At 53.5% G+C, this 16102-nt stretch carries 16 protein-coding genes; 10 read left to right on the forward strand and 6 right to left on the reverse strand.

The window, feature by feature from the left end; genetic code table 11:
- Positions 1-152: 152 nt before the first annotated feature.
- Complete coding sequence (locus AC5Q5A_RS05100) at positions 153-1076, reverse strand: AEC family transporter (RefSeq protein ID WP_493894566.1); 924 nt, start codon at positions 1074-1076, stop codon at positions 153-155.
- Between the two features lie 249 nt (positions 1077-1325).
- Here AC5Q5A_RS05100 and AC5Q5A_RS05105 point away from each other — a divergent pair, with 249 nt between their 5' ends.
- A complete protein-coding gene (locus AC5Q5A_RS05105; protein WP_493894567.1) occupies positions 1326-2141 on the forward strand; it encodes a VOC family protein in 816 nt (271 codons plus the stop codon).
- Positions 2142-2200: 59 nt separating this feature from the next.
- On the opposite strand, the gene ruvX is transcribed toward AC5Q5A_RS05105, so the two are convergent.
- Positions 2201-2725, reverse strand: a complete 525-nt coding sequence (ruvX, locus tag AC5Q5A_RS05110; RefSeq protein WP_493894568.1) for a Holliday junction resolvase RuvX — start codon at positions 2723-2725, stop codon at positions 2201-2203.
- Positions 2726-3170: 445 nt separating this feature from the next.
- Between ruvX and AC5Q5A_RS05115 the strand changes: the two genes are divergently transcribed.
- The 7 genes from AC5Q5A_RS05115 (at position 3171) to gatB (ending at position 11997) form a co-directional block, all read left to right on the forward strand.
- Positions 3171-4274 carry an ABC transporter ATP-binding protein gene (locus AC5Q5A_RS05115; protein WP_008890777.1) on the forward strand — a complete coding sequence of 368 codons (1104 nt, stop codon included), beginning with the start codon at positions 3171-3173 and terminating at the stop codon, positions 4272-4274.
- Between the two features lie 84 nt (positions 4275-4358).
- Positions 4359-5477 (forward strand): extracellular solute-binding protein, encoded by a 1119-nt coding sequence (locus AC5Q5A_RS05120; RefSeq protein WP_493894569.1) that lies wholly within the window; start codon positions 4359-4361, stop codon positions 5475-5477.
- 188 nt (positions 5478-5665) lie between these two features.
- Complete coding sequence (locus AC5Q5A_RS05125; protein ID WP_493894570.1) at positions 5666-7255, forward strand: ABC transporter permease; 1590 nt, start codon at positions 5666-5668, stop codon at positions 7253-7255.
- A 4-nt stretch (positions 7256-7259) separates the two neighbouring features.
- Complete coding sequence (locus AC5Q5A_RS05130) at positions 7260-8480, forward strand: ABC transporter permease (protein ID WP_040823753.1); 1221 nt, start codon at positions 7260-7262, stop codon at positions 8478-8480.
- Between the two features lie 290 nt (positions 8481-8770).
- Entirely contained in the window at positions 8771-9061 is a 291-nt protein-coding gene (gene gatC, locus AC5Q5A_RS05135; RefSeq protein WP_008890773.1) for an Asp-tRNA(Asn)/Glu-tRNA(Gln) amidotransferase subunit GatC, read from the forward strand.
- Positions 9061-10539: an Asp-tRNA(Asn)/Glu-tRNA(Gln) amidotransferase subunit GatA gene (gene gatA, locus AC5Q5A_RS05140; protein WP_493894571.1), complete on the forward strand. Its 1479-nt coding sequence runs from the start codon at positions 9061-9063 to the stop codon at positions 10537-10539. Before gatC ends, gatA begins: the two co-directional genes overlap by 1 nt.
- A gap of 3 nt (positions 10540-10542) precedes the next feature.
- Positions 10543-11997, forward strand: coding sequence for an Asp-tRNA(Asn)/Glu-tRNA(Gln) amidotransferase subunit GatB (gatB, locus tag AC5Q5A_RS05145; protein ID WP_493894572.1), 1455 nt, complete (start codon positions 10543-10545; stop codon positions 11995-11997).
- Positions 11998-12053: 56 nt separating this feature from the next.
- On the opposite strand, the gene AC5Q5A_RS05150 is transcribed toward gatB, so the two are convergent.
- The 3 genes from AC5Q5A_RS05150 to AC5Q5A_RS05160 all read right to left on the reverse strand — a co-directional run bounded on the left by AC5Q5A_RS05150 (position 12054) and on the right by AC5Q5A_RS05160 (position 13690).
- The gene (locus tag AC5Q5A_RS05150; RefSeq protein ID WP_493894573.1) at positions 12054-12605 is read right to left on the reverse strand and encodes an NADPH-dependent FMN reductase; all 552 of its coding nucleotides are present in this window, start codon (positions 12603-12605) and stop codon (positions 12054-12056) included.
- 132 nt (positions 12606-12737) lie between these two features.
- Positions 12738-12938 (reverse strand): heavy-metal-associated domain-containing protein, encoded by a 201-nt coding sequence (locus AC5Q5A_RS05155; RefSeq protein WP_008890769.1) that lies wholly within the window; start codon positions 12936-12938, stop codon positions 12738-12740.
- Between the two features lie 71 nt (positions 12939-13009).
- Complete coding sequence (locus AC5Q5A_RS05160) at positions 13010-13690, reverse strand: type 1 glutamine amidotransferase domain-containing protein (protein WP_286792106.1); 681 nt, start codon at positions 13688-13690, stop codon at positions 13010-13012.
- Between the two features lie 106 nt (positions 13691-13796).
- Here AC5Q5A_RS05160 and AC5Q5A_RS05165 point away from each other — a divergent pair, with 106 nt between their 5' ends.
- Both AC5Q5A_RS05165 and AC5Q5A_RS05170 read left to right on the forward strand, forming a co-directional pair.
- Entirely contained in the window at positions 13797-14738 is a 942-nt protein-coding gene (locus AC5Q5A_RS05165) for a LysR family transcriptional regulator (protein ID WP_493894574.1), read from the forward strand.
- Positions 14739-14779: 41 nt separating this feature from the next.
- On the forward strand, positions 14780-15358 hold the full coding sequence (locus tag AC5Q5A_RS05170; RefSeq protein WP_493894575.1) for a thymidine kinase: 579 nt from the start codon (positions 14780-14782) through the stop codon (positions 15356-15358).
- Positions 15359-15378: 20 nt separating this feature from the next.
- Here the strand turns inward: AC5Q5A_RS05170 and AC5Q5A_RS05175 are convergent, their stop codons facing one another.
- Positions 15379-16005 (reverse strand): LysE/ArgO family amino acid transporter, encoded by a 627-nt coding sequence (locus AC5Q5A_RS05175; RefSeq protein ID WP_493894576.1) that lies wholly within the window; start codon positions 16003-16005, stop codon positions 15379-15381.
- Between the last annotated feature and the right edge of the window lie 97 nt (positions 16006-16102).

Raw genomic sequence — 16102 nt, forward strand, 5'->3', positions numbered from 1 at the left:
CCCTTGGATGATCTTTGAAAAATTTCGGGCGGAGCATAACGAATTGCCCCTGTCACGAAAAGTTAAATATTGCCGGTAATACCGATGCAATCGCATCAAATTTCCTGACTGATCGGTCAGGTTTCAGGCGGCGAAGGCCAGACGATCGGCGATCAGACGGCTTGGGTCAAAATGGCGATCACCGGCATGGTGATAATCGCAAGCAAGGTGTGAACGGTGATGATACTGGCCATCATCTGGGCATCGCCCCCCATCAGGCGCGCAAGAACATAGGCACTGGCAGAGCAGGGCAGTGCCGCATAAAGCACCACCGCCGCAAGTTCGATATCGGGCAGTCCCAGCATAAGGCACAGACCCGCGGCAATCGCAGGGCTCAACACCAGTTTTCCAAAACTGGAAACCCCGACCGGGAAACCTGCGCGCCGGGCAGCCGATAGATCAAGCCCGGCACCAACGGCAAGCAGCCCGATGGGCAGGGCCGCGCGTCCAAGCACCTCAAGGAAGGGGCCAATGATCGGCGGCAAGCCAATTCCCAGAACGTTAAACAGGCTGCCCAGCACGCATGCCATCAAAAGCGGATTTTTTGCCACATCACGCAGCAATGACAAAACGCCGGGCTTGCGATCATTTTCACCCAGATGGGCGCAGGCCAACACAGATATCACGTTAACTGTCGGCACGACCAATGCGACGCAAAGGGCAGTAACGGTTAGCCCGTGTGTGCCAAGCAAGGCCGCGGCAACGGCAAGCCCGATATAGGTGTTTGGCCGAATGGCGCCTTGCACCAGCGATGAAAATGTTGGTGCGGAAACCTTCAAAACGGGGCGCACCACAAGGATCAGTGCGGTACAGATCGCAATCGTGCCCAGCATTGCCGTCGCAATCCCCAACAATGGCAGGCTGCCAAGGTCTGCTTTGGCGGTGTTGGAAAAAAGAAGGGCCGGGAAGGTGATGAAATAAGTCAGTTTCTCTGCACCTGGCCAAAAACTGTCGGGCAAGAAACGCCGTTCGCGCAGCACATACCCGACAACGATCAGGGCAAAGGTCGGCAGAAGTGCTGAGAGAATGGCAAGCATCAGGTAGCTTTCATCACGTAATGAAGAAGAACTTTCAACGTCACCATACTGTTATCACCGATCTGAGCAGGGCGAAATACGCTCGCAATATCTAATTGGCATAGATGACTAAAATTCAGTTGGTGTCGAGTTGTTCTTTGCCGGTGTTTTCCGATGTGATAGTCAGCACATCCAACAGGTTTTGGCGTCGATAGACTGTTTGTTCTGCAAAGTCGTCCAGCTCGCTGAATGTTCAAGGAAAGGGACGCCATGTCACGCGCGATTGATCACATTGTATTATGTGTGAATGATCTTGATGCCGCGATAGCTGTCTATACGCAGCTCGGATTCACAGTGACCCCGCGTGCAGTTCATCCCTTTGGTACCGGTAATGCCCTGATCCAGCTTGACGGCATGTATATCGAACTTCTTGCCGTGATTGATCCGGACAAGATTGCCGAAACGGACCTTGCCCAGCCATTTTCGTTTCCGATCTATAACCGCGACTATCTGCGTCATCGCGAAGGCATGTCTATGCTGGCCCTGCAATCGAGCGATGCCGAGCAGGACAGACAAAAATTTATCGCAGCCGGTGCCGCAGTGCCGCCGGTATTTCACTTTGAACGCGATGCCAAGACGCCTGACGGTGAAACAGTCGGCGTTGCCTTTTCGTTGGCTTATGCCAACCATCCGCTGTTGCGACATGCAGTGACGTTTGTGTGTCAACATCGTCACCCGGTGCAGAATTTCTATTTCCCTGACTATCAAAGCCATCAGAATGGGGCTGTTGCGATTGGCAAGGTACTTGTTGATCACTGGGCGGCCGAGGCGGTACGCGACTTCTATGAGGAAATCGGAGTCGACGCGATTGTTGATGCCTTGCATGGCGACGAACTGATTTCACGTTATGGGGTAGAGGACACCGCATTCCCGACAGACGGATTTGCCGGCTTTGAGTTGATTGTCGATGACATCGCGAAAATTACCGATGCAGCTGTCGCAATGGGGGCTGTAGAAAAAGACGGTATGCTTATCATCCCACCTTCAAAGTTCTTCGGGGTGTTGATGGTGATCAAAGCCAAATAAAAAGCTGCCTGAATGAACAGGCAGCTTTGATCTTGTTGGTCAGGGCGGGCTGACAATTATCAGTCTTCTTCAGTCTCGATATCGTCATCGTCGGCTTCGGCGTTCTCGCCGGGATCAGTATGGCGGTTCAAATGATCCAGTGCGCCTTGCAAGATATAGGCAGCAGCTGTCTTGTCGACGACTTCAGCGCGGCGTTTGCGGGTCATATCGACTTCTTCAATCAGAATACGCTCGACCGCGTTTGTTGACAGGCGCTCGTCCCACATCAAAACCGGCAGGTCGATATACTTTTCCATTTCGTCGATAAAGGCATAGACGCGATGGCACGCCTTGCCGATCGAACCATCTAGTTCGCGCGGGAAGCCGATGATAATGCCGCCGACATTCTGTTTGTCGATAATCGACGAAAGCTGGGCAATATCGCGTGTGAACTTCTTTCGTGAAATCAGCTCATACGGTGAGGCAATCTGCAGCCCTACATCTGATAGGGCTACGCCAATTGTTTTGGTGCCCAAATCAAGGCCCAATACACGTGCTGCCGGTGGCAAGAACCGCAGCAATTCCTGAGTGTCATTGCAAATCATGGCGACCTTATAGGAGTCTTTTTGCGAAATTGCCAGCGCAAAGCAAATGTATCGTTTTCCGATTTATGGAAGAAACGACGCCGAGTTGAGTGTGTGGGCGCATTTTATTCTAAATGCAGCCAAGAATGGCGGACTTCCTAACGTAAAAATCTTTCTGAATGATGAGGGGTTGAAGTGCCTCAGCAGGTTTGTTTTAATATCGCACTGCCGAAATTGATCGAAATCGAAATATGCAGGGCGAAGCAGGCAGACCGAATGCGCAGATCATCTTGAGAGAAAGAAAACAGAAGGAGGCAGCGCACCTATTACACGTGAGTGTCGCAATGCTTCTATCCACGGGGTTCGGGAACCGTCATGCTCGACAGGTTCCAGTTGATTTCCGCATACAAAAATCACCAAAAGCGAAAACGCTGAACAAACAATGACAAATCAGGGGGTATAGGGTTTGGCCGACGGTGCATCAAATGAAGCGTTCGTTGAGTTTGAACGTGTACAGAAAAGTTATGACGGCGAGACACTCGTCGTTAAAGATCTCAACCTAACAATGCCTAAAGGCGAGTTCCTGACGATGCTTGGTCCGTCAGGGTCTGGCAAGACGACTTGTCTTATGATGCTTGCCGGCTTCGAAACCGCGACCCACGGCGATATCCGCCTTGGTGGCGTTTCGATCAACGATATCCCGCCGCACAAGCGTGGTATCGGCATGGTCTTCCAGAACTACGCGCTCTTTCCGCATATGACCATTGCCGAAAATCTGGCTTTCCCGCTTGAGGTCCGCAAACTGGGCAAAGCGGAACAGGAAGAGAAGGTCAAACGCGCACTCGACATGGTTGAAATGGGAAGCTTCGGTGGCCGTCGTCCGGCACAGCTTTCCGGCGGCCAGCAGCAGCGTGTCGCGTTGGCCCGTGCGCTTGTGTTTGAACCTGAACTGGTTCTGATGGATGAGCCGCTCGGTGCGCTTGATAAACAGCTTCGCGAAAAGATGCAGTTTGAAATCACGCATCTGGCCCATCAACTTGGCATTACCACGGTTTACGTCACCCACGACCAGACCGAGGCATTGACCATGTCCGACCGCGTCGCCGTGTTTGACGACGGCCGCATTCAGCAGCTTGCACCGCCAGATAAACTGTACGAACAGCCCGAAAACAGCTTTGTCGCGCAGTTCATTGGCGAAAACAACACGCTCGAAGGCGTCATCAAGGAAATCAAGGGCAACACCTGTGTTGTCCAGCTTGATGGCGGCGAAATCATTGACGCCGTTCCGGTCAATGTCAGCCAGGTGGGTGAACGTACACGCGTTTCGATCCGTCCTGAACGTGTTGAATACAACCGTGATCGCCTGCATGCAGATGCGCATACGCTCAAGGCCGAGGTACTGGAATTCATCTATATGGGTGACATCTTCCGTACACGCCTGCGTGTGGCCGGCAATGATGAGTTTATCATCAAGACCAGGAACGCACCGGACCAGGTGCGTCTGAAGCCGGGTCAGGAAATCGAGATTGGCTGGCTTGCAGAAGATTGCCGCGCGCTTGACGCGTCGTAACTTTTAGTCAGGCAGATACAGGACCGGTACGCCCGGGTGCTGGTCCTCAACGAATAGTCCGGGAAACAATCAGGGAGTCTATTAATGCAGCTTATTAAAACCCTTACAGCATCAACAGCTTTGCTTGTTGTGGCGGCAGGCGCAGCCTATGCCGACGACCACATGGCGTCCGACATGACGCTGGTCAGCTGGGGCGGTGCCTATCAGAACAGCCAGATCAAGGCTTATGCTGAGCCTTATATGGAAATGAACCCGGGTGTTTCGATCACCTGGGATGAAAGCTCGAACGAAGCTGTTGCAAAACTGCGTGCAATGAACGAAGCCAACAACGTGACCTGGGATCTGGTTGACGTGGTTGCTGCTGATGCAATGCGCCTTTGCGATGAAGGCCTCGCAATGGAAATCGACCCGAACGAAGTTCTTGCAGAAGCGCCGGATGGCACCTCGGCAGAAGATGACTTCGGTGATCTCCTCGTAAGTGACTGCTTCATCCCGCAGATCGTTTATTCGACTACGTTTGGTTACCGCGAAGACATGGTTCCGGCTGGAACTCCGGCACCGACCGATATCTGTGCCCTGTTCGACACGGAAACCTATCCGGGCATGCGTTCGCTTGAAAAACGCCCGATCAACAACATGGAATGGGCTCTGCTCTGCGACGGTGTTGCCAAGGACGAAGTTTACAGCGTTCTTGAAACTCCGGAAGGTCAGCAGCGCGCTCTCGACAAACTGGCAACCATCAAAGACAGCGTTATCTGGTGGAGTGCTGGTGCAGATACCCCGCAGCTTCTGGCTGACGGCGAAGTCTTCATGGGTTCGACCTACAACGGTCGCCTGTTCTCCGCAATCGAAGAACAGGATCAGCCGATCGCCATGCTTTGGGACGCGCAGGTCTTTGACCTTGACGGCTGGATCATTCCGTCCGGTCTTCCGGAAGATCGTCTGAACCGCGTTCTGGACTTCGTGAAGTTCGCAACCGACACCCAGCGTCTTGCTGACCAGGCTGCTTACATCTCGTACGGTCCGGCTCGTTTCTCCTCGGCTCCGCTCGTTGGTAAGCACGCCGAACTCGGTATCGACATGGCTCCGCACATGCCGACCGATCCGGCAAACGCCAAGAACACGTTCCTCTATAACTACGAGTTCTGGGCTGACTACCGTGACGACATCGATGCCAAATTCCAGGCTTGGCTTGCTCAATAAGAGCTAAGGGTAGGGGGCCGTTCGCGGCCCCCTTTACCGACCAATTCGCTAAACAATAAATTGCCGGTCGAAACAATAGACCGAAAACACCGGGGCAGGCTTACGGGGGCGTAATGGGTGATACATCTCAAGAAGTAGTGTTAGCTGCTGATGGCAGACCGCTAAAACAAAGTCTACGAAGGGCATTGATGCGCCAGAAAATGCGCGCGCTCATGCTGGTTGCGCCACTTTTGATCTTTGTGGTCGTGACTTTTATCGTACCGATTCTCTCGATGCTTTTCCGGTCGGTTGAAAACGACATTGTGCCGAATACGATCCCGGGAACCGTGATTGCGCTTTCCCAGTGGGATGGATCAAGCGGGGAACCGCCGCACGAAAACGTCTACCGCAATCTTTACATTGATTTATTCAAGGCAGAAGAAGCCAAACAGCATACCCGTCTTGGTTCTCGCCTGAACTACGAGCAATCCGGATTGTCATCCTTGTTCCGCACCACGGGGCGGTCACTTGATGACATCGGTGAGCTTTGGCAGGATCCGCTTGAAGACATCGATCCGAACTTCGAAGAAGGTTCTTTCTGGTTCGAAATGATGTCGGGCACAGGCGGCGAAGATTTCCTTGAAACACGCCGTGAACTGATGGCGCTGATGTCTGATGAAGACATGAGTGGTGATGTCGGCTTTGTGCCGTCAGAAGAAATCATTCAACTGCTGCCCTGGACCGCACGCGCCTATACCGACTTTGCCCTTTGGGCGGCGATCCGTGATGGCGACACCGTCGCCGAGGAAGATCCGTGGGAGTCCGTTTATGGCGCCCTTGGTATGGACCTGACCAATCCGGATACGGTTTCGGCGATCAACAGCTATAACGGTGCGGGCGCAGGCGCCTTGCAGGCGGCGGCTGCGAATATTGATCAGCTTCCGCAATTCGGTTTCCGCGAAGCTTTCATCGAAGAAGACAAAGATTGGGGCTCTGCTGATATCTGGGCAACCATCAAGCTCTATTCGCCAAGCATGACCCCGGGCTACTTCCTGAATTCCGTCGATATGACGCTGACGCCCGACGGTATCGTGATGAAGCCCGAGAATCAGCAGATTTATACGACGCTGTTCATGCGTACGTTGATCATGGCGTTGATCATTACTGCAAGCTGCATTGTTCTTGGCTATCCGGTGGCATGGTTGCTTGCCAATCTGCCAATGCGCACGGCAAGTATCCTGATGATTTTGGTTCTGCTGCCGTTCTGGACGTCGCTTCTGGTGCGAACGTCGGCCTGGAAAGTTTTGTTGCAGCAGCAAGGGGTAATCAACGAAATCCTTGTCTGGCTTGGCTTCGTTAACGATGCGGATCGCCTTGTTCTCATGAATAACGCAACAGGTACGGTCATTGCGATGACCCACATCCTGCTGCCGTTCATGATCCTGCCGCTGTATTCGGTGATGAAAACCATTCCGCCCAGCTATCAACGTGCGGCCAAGTCACTTGGTGCGACGAACTGGACGGCCTTCTGGCGTGTCTATTTCCCGCAGTCAGTTCCGGGTATTGGTGCTGGTTCGATCCTCGTGTTCATTCTTGCGATCGGTTACTACATCACGCCGGAAATCGTTGGTGGTACGGATGGTGTCTTTATTTCCAACCGAATTGCCTATCATATTTCAAGTTCGCTCAACTGGGGCCTTGCGGCCGCACTCGGGTCTATCCTTCTCGTCGTCGTTCTTGGCCTTTACTGGTGCTATGACAAGATTGTGGGCATCGATAACGTGAAGTTGGGGGGCTAAGAACATGAATGAAGTAATCTCGTACGTAAGACGGCCCGAATTGATGACCTTCACGATGCCGCTGGTGGCCTTGTTGGGCGCGATGTTCGGCTTCATTACCGGCAACATCTTTGGCAGCCCGTGGGTCGGGTTCGTCATCGGTGCTGTGGTCGGTGCGGCACTGGCCTTTGTGTTCTCGAAAATCATCAAGGTAAAAAGCAAACAGAAAACGCTGGCAACTGGCGTGCTTTTCGGCGGTGTAGGCATGATTTTCGGTGGGCTTGGCGGCCTGTTTGGTGGCTTCCTTGTCGGTATTTCGATGGGCTGGTTTGCCAACTGGGTTGGAAGCGGTCGATATCGTGCTGGCGTTCCGATCTATTACACGCCGGGTCAGGTTCTTTGGCACAACGCATTTCTGTTTATCTGTGCGTTTGTGTTCTTCTTCCTGATCGCACCGCTTCTGCCGGTGATCTGGCTCAGCTTCAATGCCGAGAACTTCTTTACCTTCACGCCAGAAATGCTGAGCTTCAAGGCAGAGGGGTACAGCCTCAAGCATTATCGCGATTTCCTTGGGACCGACGAATGGATGGTGCCGCTCAAGAACTCGTTAATCATCGCGCCAATTGCGACGCTGATTTCGGTTTCTCTTGGCACCCTTGCCGCGATCGGTCTTAGCCAGTCGCACGTGCCGGGCCGTCAGGCGATGATGGCGGTGCTTATTTCACCGATGATCGTGCCGCTGATCATTTCGGCCACCGGCATGTTCTTCTTCTATGCACCGCTGGGCAACTGGCTTGAGCTTAATCTCGGGCTCAACCAGGCATTTGTCGGCTATGTAAAGGTGATCCTGGCCCACGCTGTTCTGGGTATTCCGTTTGTCATTATCACGGTCACCGCGACGTTGGTTGGCTTTGACAAGTCACTGACCCGTGCGGCGGCAAACATGGGGGCAAACCCGGTAACCACCTTCTTCAAGGTTCAGATGCCTCTGATCCTGCCTGGTGTGATTTCGGGCGGCCTGTTTGCCTTTATCACCTCGTTTGATGAAGTGGTTGTGGTGCTGTTTGTCGGGTCTGCCCGTCAGCAAACCCTGCCATGGCAGATGTATACCGGCCTGCGCGAACAGATTTCGCCGACCATTCTGGCAGCCGCGACGATACTTGTATCTGTCTCGATCCTGCTGCTTCTGACCGTGGAACTGCTGCGCCGTCGTTCCGAACGTCTGCGTGGTATGAGCCCGGGCTAAGCCGATCTGGCATTCTGTCGCGTAACACGGGGCAGGGCATAAACACGAAACAGGCCGGCAACATTCTTGTTGCCGGCCTGTTTGTTTTTGTATGCCCGATCCGATCTGGGCAGGTGATATTTTCGCGCGCGAGAGTTTTATCTGCCAGACAGCGCGACAACAGGCGTTCTTCGTTGCTTCGAACCCTTGCGGCAGGGGCGGCGGGGTGCTAGTTTCCGCGCTGTAATTCACGTTCTGGCAGATATCTCTCTGCCGGGTTTTTTGTCATTCCTTAAGAGAGACTTTCATCCATGTCGTCTTTGGATAAGGAAACAGTTCGCCGTATTGCCTATCTTTCGCGTATCAACGTGTCCGAAGAAGGCCTTTCCGAACTGGCGGGAGATTTGACCCGTATCCTCGATTTTGTCGAGGAACTGCAAGAAGTTGATGTTGAAGGCTGCGAGCCGCTGACATCTGTTGCCGATCTGACCCTGCCGCTGCGCAAGGACGAAGTCACCGATGGCAATATCCAGCAAAAAGTGCTGTCAAACGCACCGATGACCGATGCTGGCTGTTTTGTTGTGCCCAAGGTGGTTGAATAATGACTGATCTGACAAAGCTGACACTTGCAGAAGCCCGCGACGGGCTTGCAAAAGGTGATTATACCTCGGTCGAACTGACCGAAGCACACCTGAAATCGATGGACGCATATCGCAATCTGAATGCGTACATCACCGAAACCCCGGAAAAGGCCATGGAAATGGCCAAGGCATCCGATGCCAAGCGCGCCAAGGGCAGTGCTGGCAAGATGGAAGGCCTGCCGATTGCGGTCAAGGACCTGTTCTGCACCGAAGGTGTCCAGACCACGGCGGCATCGCACATCCTTGAAGGTTTCAAACCGGAATATGAATCCACTGTTACCAGCAACCTGTTTGGCAATGGTGCAGTGATGCTGGGCAAGGCGAACCTTGATGAGTTCGCCATGGGGTCATCGAACACCTCGTCCTATTACGGCAACGTGATCAACCCGTGGAAAGATAAATCCGGCAAGGATCTGGTTCCGGGTGGCTCATCTGGTGGTTCGGCGGCTGCTGTTGCTGCCAACATGGCGCTGGCAGCCACCGGTACTGATACCGGTGGTTCGATCCGTCAGCCGGCATCCTATTGCGGCATTGTTGGTCTGAAGCCGACCTATGGTCGTTGCTCGCGCTGGGGCATTGTTGCCTTCGCAAGTTCGCTTGATCAGGCCGGTCCGATGACCAAAACCGTTCGCGACGCGGCAATCATGCTGGGTTCAATGGCGGGTCATGACGCCAAGGACAGCACGTCTGCACCGATTGCCGTTCCGGATTTCGAAGCGGCCCTGACCGGTGACATCCGTGGCATGAAAATCGGTATTCCGAAGGAATATCGCGTTGATGGCATGCCGGAAGAAATCAGCAAGCTTTGGGATAACGGTGTTGCCATGTTGCGCGATGCTGGTGCCGAAGTTGTCGATGTTACCCTGCCGCACACCAAATATGCGCTGGGGACCTATTACATCGTCGCCCCGGCAGAGGCATCTTCGAACCTTGCACGTTATGACGGCCTTCGTTACGGCCAGCGTGTCATGGATGACGGCGACAGCCTTGATGACATGTACATGAAATCCCGTGCTGCCGGTTTCGGCAAGGAAGTCCAGCGCCGTATCATGATCGGTACCTATGTGCTGTCGGCTGGTTATTATGACGCCTATTACAACAAGGCGCTTAAAGTCCGTCGTCGTATTTATCAGGACTTCGAAGGTGCGTTTGGTCAGGTCGATGCGATTCTGACCCCGACCGCACCGTCTGCGGCCTTTGCCATCGGTGAAAACGAAGGTGATCCGGTCAAGATGTATCTCAATGACGTCTTTACCGTTCCGGCAAGCCTTGCCGGTCTTCCGGGCATTTCGGTGCCGACCGGTCTTTCGGCCGAAGGATTGCCGCTGGGTCTTCAGCTGATTGGCAAGCCGTTTGATGAAGAAACAGTTCTGCGTGTGGGGGGCGTGCTCGAAAGTGCTGCCAACTTTACCGCAAAACCTGCCGGGCAGGAGGGCTGATCCATGAGCTATATTCTTGAAGGTTCTACCGGCCCGTGGGAAATCGTTGTCGGTCTTGAAGTCCACTGCCAGGTGATTTCCAAGTCCAAGCTGTTTTCAGGTGCTTCGACCAAGTTCGGTAACGAGCCCAACAGCAATGTCAGCCTCGTTGATGCGGCCATGCCGGGCATGCTTCCGGTCGTGAACGCAGAATGCGTGCGTCAGGCGGTTAAAACCGGTCTGGGTCTTAAGGCCAAGATCAACAAGGAAAGCGTTTTTGCCCGCAAAAACTATTTCTATGCCGATCTGCCGCAGGGCTATCAGATTTCGCAGTTCGACAAACCGATTGTCGGCGAAGGCACGATTATTCTGGATATGCCTGATGGTTCGACCAAGTCGGTTGGCATTGAACGCCTGCATCTTGAACAGGATGCCGGGAAATCGATGCACGATCAGGACCCGAAATACTCACATATCGACCTGAACCGTTCGGGTGTGGCGCTGATGGAAATCGTTTCCATGCCAGACATCCGTTCACCGGAAGAAGCCGGTGCGTATCTGACCAAGCTGCGCGCGATTGTGCGTTACCTTGGCACGTGTGATGGCAACATGAACGAAGGCTCCATGCGTTGTGATGCCAACGTTTCTGTGCGCCGTCCGGGCGAAGGTTTTGGCACCCGTTGCGAGATCAAGAACGTCAACTCCATCCGTTTTGTGATGCAGGCGATCGAGATCGAGGCAAAACGCCAGATCGAAGTGATTGAAGGTGGCGGGGAAATCCAGCAGGAAACCCGTCTCTATGATCAGCGTTTGGGTGAAACCCGCTCCATGCGTTCCAAGGAAATGGCACATGATTATCGCTATTTCCCGGACCCGGATCTGCTTCCGCTGGTTTTCGATGATGCGTTCATTTCGGAAATCGAAAAAGAACTGCCGGAACTGCCGGACGAGAAAAAGGCCCGCTTCATGCGTGAAAACGGCCTGTCGGCATATGATGCCGGTGTTCTTGTCGCCGAAAAGGAAAAGGCTGATTACTACGAAGTCGTTGCCAAGGGCCGTGATGGCAAACTGGCGGCGAACTGGGTGATCACCAACCTGTTCGGTGCGCTGAACAAGGCGGAAGTCGGGATTGCTGATAGCCCGGTAACGGCCGAAAACCTTGGCAAGCTGATCGATCTGATCTCTGATGACACCATTTCTGGCCGTATTGCCAAGGACGTCTTTGAAATCATGATCGAAACCGGCGGCGATCCGGAAAAGATCGTCGAGGAAAAAGGTCTTAAGCAGATCACCGATACCGGTGCGATTGAAACGGAAATTGACGAAGTCATTGCCGCAAATCCGGACAAGGTTGAAGAGATCCGTGCTGGTAAGGACAAGATGCTTGGCTGGTTTGTCGGTCAGGTCATGAAATCCACGGGTGGCAAGGCCAACCCGGGCATGGTCAACAAGCTGCTACGCGATAAAATCCTCGGCTGATTATAATCATCAGACCAAAGAAAAAGCCGCCCGTTTGGGCGGCTTTTTTTGTATGACTAATTGGCCTGGTTTTGAATTTCGCTTGGAATAGCAGCCGTTAAGTGTCGAAGCGCGGTTTCAAGTAAGGACCGGCTGGGCGGATGGCGCACGATATCATCAACGTCAAAGTTCTTGCCGTTCAGCGGGATCGTTATGCACGCGTCAGTGATGATGTGTGCATCCATGGTGCGAATGGTTTCAATCAATGCCGCCTGTGCGATTGTTGCCCGGCCGGACGCATTCAGGCAGGCGACTGGTTTTTGCATGAATTCGCCACTGGCCACCACCCAATCAAGGGCATTCTTGATCGCGCCGGTGACACCATGGGCATATTCGGGACTGGCGATCAGGACTGCATCCGCGCGGCGAAGTGCATCTCGAAACGCCGCGACATTGCGATCATCGGTATCTTCATTGTCCGGATTAAAGATCGGAAGATGGCCCAAACCATCAAACAGATGAATGGTTGCGCCAAAGGGGCTAGCAATCTTTTGTGCCGCTTGAAGGAGCGTTCTGTTGATCGATGCTTGGCGAAGGCTTCCGCACAGGGCAGTGATATGAAAAGTCATTTGGTGCCGCTCTCTGTTTGTGGCGATGGTTGCACAAACGAGCACGCAGGGTAAAGAAAAGCCGCCAGCATATTTTCAATACTGGCGGCTCTGACGTTCGGGTGGGGGACGCGAACGTGGGTGTCTACTAGTCTAGCGGGCTTCAGATGCCGGATAGCCGGCATCGGTGATCGCCGCGATCAGGGCATTGACGTCCGGGTTTCCGGAAACAGCGACTTCGCCATTTGCCAGATCAACCTCGGCACCTTCAACGCCGCTGACCTTGGTTGCTGCTTTGGTCACGGCACTTGCGCAGTGACCGCAGCTCATTTTTTCGACCTTCAGTTTCACCATCAGATTTCTCTATATGATCAGTGTCTATGAACGCAGTATGGAGGTTCCAGTAGATGGAAGGTCAAGCAGTTTTATGCAGACAAAAGTTTGATGACTTCATCGGCCGTTGCATCGCTTGATGCCGGGTTCTGACCGGTGACAAGTTTGCCATCAACAACCGCATAGGAAGCCCAGTTATCGCCACGCTCAAATGTTGCGCCATGCTTCTTGAATTCGTCCTCAATCGACAGCGGTACAACGTTTTCTAGGCCGACCGCCTTTTCTTCATCATTGGTGAAGCTGGTAACACGTTTGCCCGAAACAAGCGGTTTGCCATCTGGCGTCTTGGCGTTCACCAAGGCGGCCGGACCATGGCAGACGGCAGCAACCGGTTTGTTCTGGGCGACGAACGCCTCGATCAGGGCAATGGATTTCTGATCAGTTGCCAGATCCCAGAGCGGACCATGCCCACCCGGATAGAACAGGGCGTCAAAATCATCGGCTTTCAGACCGTCAAGGGTGACGGTGTTGGCGAAAACAGCGTTTGCCGCTTCGTCCTTTTCAAACCGTTCGGTCGCATCGGTCAGGGCGTCGGGCACTTGGCTGTTGGGATCAAGGGGTGGCTTGCCGCCTTTGGGGGATGCCAACGTGATCTCTGCCCCGGCATCCTTGAAGCGGTAGTAGGGGGCAGCAAACTCTTCGAGCCAGATACCGGTCTTGTGTCCGGTGTCACCCATCTGATCATGCGACGTAACAATCATCAAAATACGCATCAGTTCCTCCATGCGTGGAATTCATTTGCACTCATCCTAACTGGCTGACAGAATTTGCGAAAGATTGATAAAGTGAACACATTGTCAAATTTAATGAGCATATAAAATGTCGGCACTTGATGAAGTTCGGGCGATGATGATTTTTGCCCGTGTTGTTGACGAAGGCGGGTTTTCTGCGGCTGCGCGGAAGATGGGGCTCAGCCGTGCTGCCATTTCCCATCAAATTCGCCAGCTTGAGACCCGCCTTGGCGTGCCTTTGTTGCGCAGAAGCACACGCAGTTTCAGCCTGACCGATGCAGGTGCACGCTATTACGACAGTTGCCGCACCATTTCCCTCGAAGCCGAAGCAGCGCGAAAACGCGTCGAAGAACTGCGTGACGATCCGGTGGGCAAAATATCGCTGACCTGTTCGGTTCATCTCGGCACACTTCGAATTGTGCCGATCCTTGACCGGTTCCGGCAAACATATCCGGGTGTCTCGATTGATGTGCATCTCAGCGACGAAGTTGTCGATCTGATTGGTCGCGGCATTGATATTGCCGTGCGTTCCGGGCCATTGAAAAATTCGGAACTCAAGAATTTCAAACTTTATCAGACCCACAGGATCATCGCAGCCAGCAAGTCCTACGTCAGCAAGTTCGGATTGCCCGAAAGCCCGGATGATTTATCCGAACATGAATGGGTAATGTATAGCCGTGTTCCTGAAACGCTGACGCTTCAATGCGCCGACGGCACCCGAAATATCCGCGTGTCGGGCAGTGTTCGGGTGGATAACGCGACAGCCAGATTGCAATTCCTGCGGGGTGGTCACGGATTGGCGGTTGTTCCGCTATGTGATGTTCAGCAGGAAATTGATAACGGCGACTTGATCCGGGTTTTGCCTGATTGCAAGCTGCCGGATCTTGAGATCTATGCCGTTTATCCGGGTGGTGTGACCCGCAGTGCAAAGGTTCAGTCGCTTCTTGATTACATGCGGCGTGAAATGCGTGAAATCGATATTTCGCGCAATGGGCAAGTTCAAGGCGACAGCCATATTGATCATTCGTGATTGTTGGGCTATTCCCCTGTGACGACTTTCGGGGGAGACGCATGGCCAATCTGTTTTTCTATTACTCGTCCATGAATGCGGGGAAATCGACCACCTTGCTTCAGGCGAGTTTCAATTACCGTGAACGCGGCATGGAAACGTTGCTGATGACAGTGGCGTTTGATAACCGCTTTGGCGAAGGCAAGATTGCGTCGCGCATTGGTCTTGAAGCACCGGCACTGCTGTTTGATGGCAATACCGATATGACGGCCCTGATCCTTGAGCAGGTCGAAAAGGGAAAAGTCGATTGTGTCCTGATTGACGAGGCACAGTTCCTCTCTAAAGAACAGGTCTGGCAACTTTCGGATATCGCAGATATCCATGGCATCCCCGTGCTGTGCTATGGCATCCGGACTGATTTCCAGGGGCAGCTGTTTGAAGGTTCCAAATGGCTGCTGGCGTGGGCGGACAAGCTTAATGAGCTCAAAACCATCTGCCATTGTGGCCGCAAAGCCGGCATGGTTTTGCGGGTTGATCAAGATGGCAAGCCTGTCCGCGAAGGTGCACAGGTCGAAATTGGTGGGAATGACCGTTATGTCCCGGTCTGTCGTCGCCATTTCAAGGAAGCGATGGACGAGTAGGGCGCACTCGATATGGCGTCCTAGTTCCCAATGAGCACCCGTATTTCCGGTGCCAGCAGGCTATAGGCCACCAGCCACATAACGCCACAGGTTACGCCATCAATGATCTTCCAGGTGATTGGGCGCGCGACATAGGGTGCAAGCCATGCAGCCCCCAAAGCAATGGCAAAGAACCAGACAAAACTGGCACTCATGGCGCCCAAGGCAAAGCCAAGTCTTTCGTCCGTTGGATACTGCCCGCCAATACCACCCAGCATGACAACCGTATCAAGATAGACATGCGGGTTCAAAAGCGTGACTGCGAGGGTGGTCGTAAGAACCGCCTTCCAGCCGGTTTTCGAAATCGCCTTTTCCGACAATGTTTCGGTTTCAAACAACCGCCGCAGAGCACCAAATCCATACCAGATCAGGAATAAACCGCCGCCCCAGGCCGCGATGCGGGTCAGAAGCGGGTAGGCGGCAATCAGCGTTCCAAGCCCTGCGACGCCCGCCGCAATCAAAACGGCATCACACAAGGCACAGACGAAGGCCACCATCAGCGGATGATTGCGCCGCAATCCCTGACCGAGAACAAAGGCATTCTGCGCGCCAATCGCAATGATCAGCCCGCCGCCAAGGCCAAATCCGGTGGCATAGGTTAAAAGCATTCTCTGGCATTCCTTGTGCTGTGGTTCGCCGTTGATAGCATCTTTGTCCTTTAAGAAAATCGAATTATACTAAACATGGATTAGTAAAATTGATGGT

Source organism: Thalassospira sp. CA1, assembly GCF_059052855.1.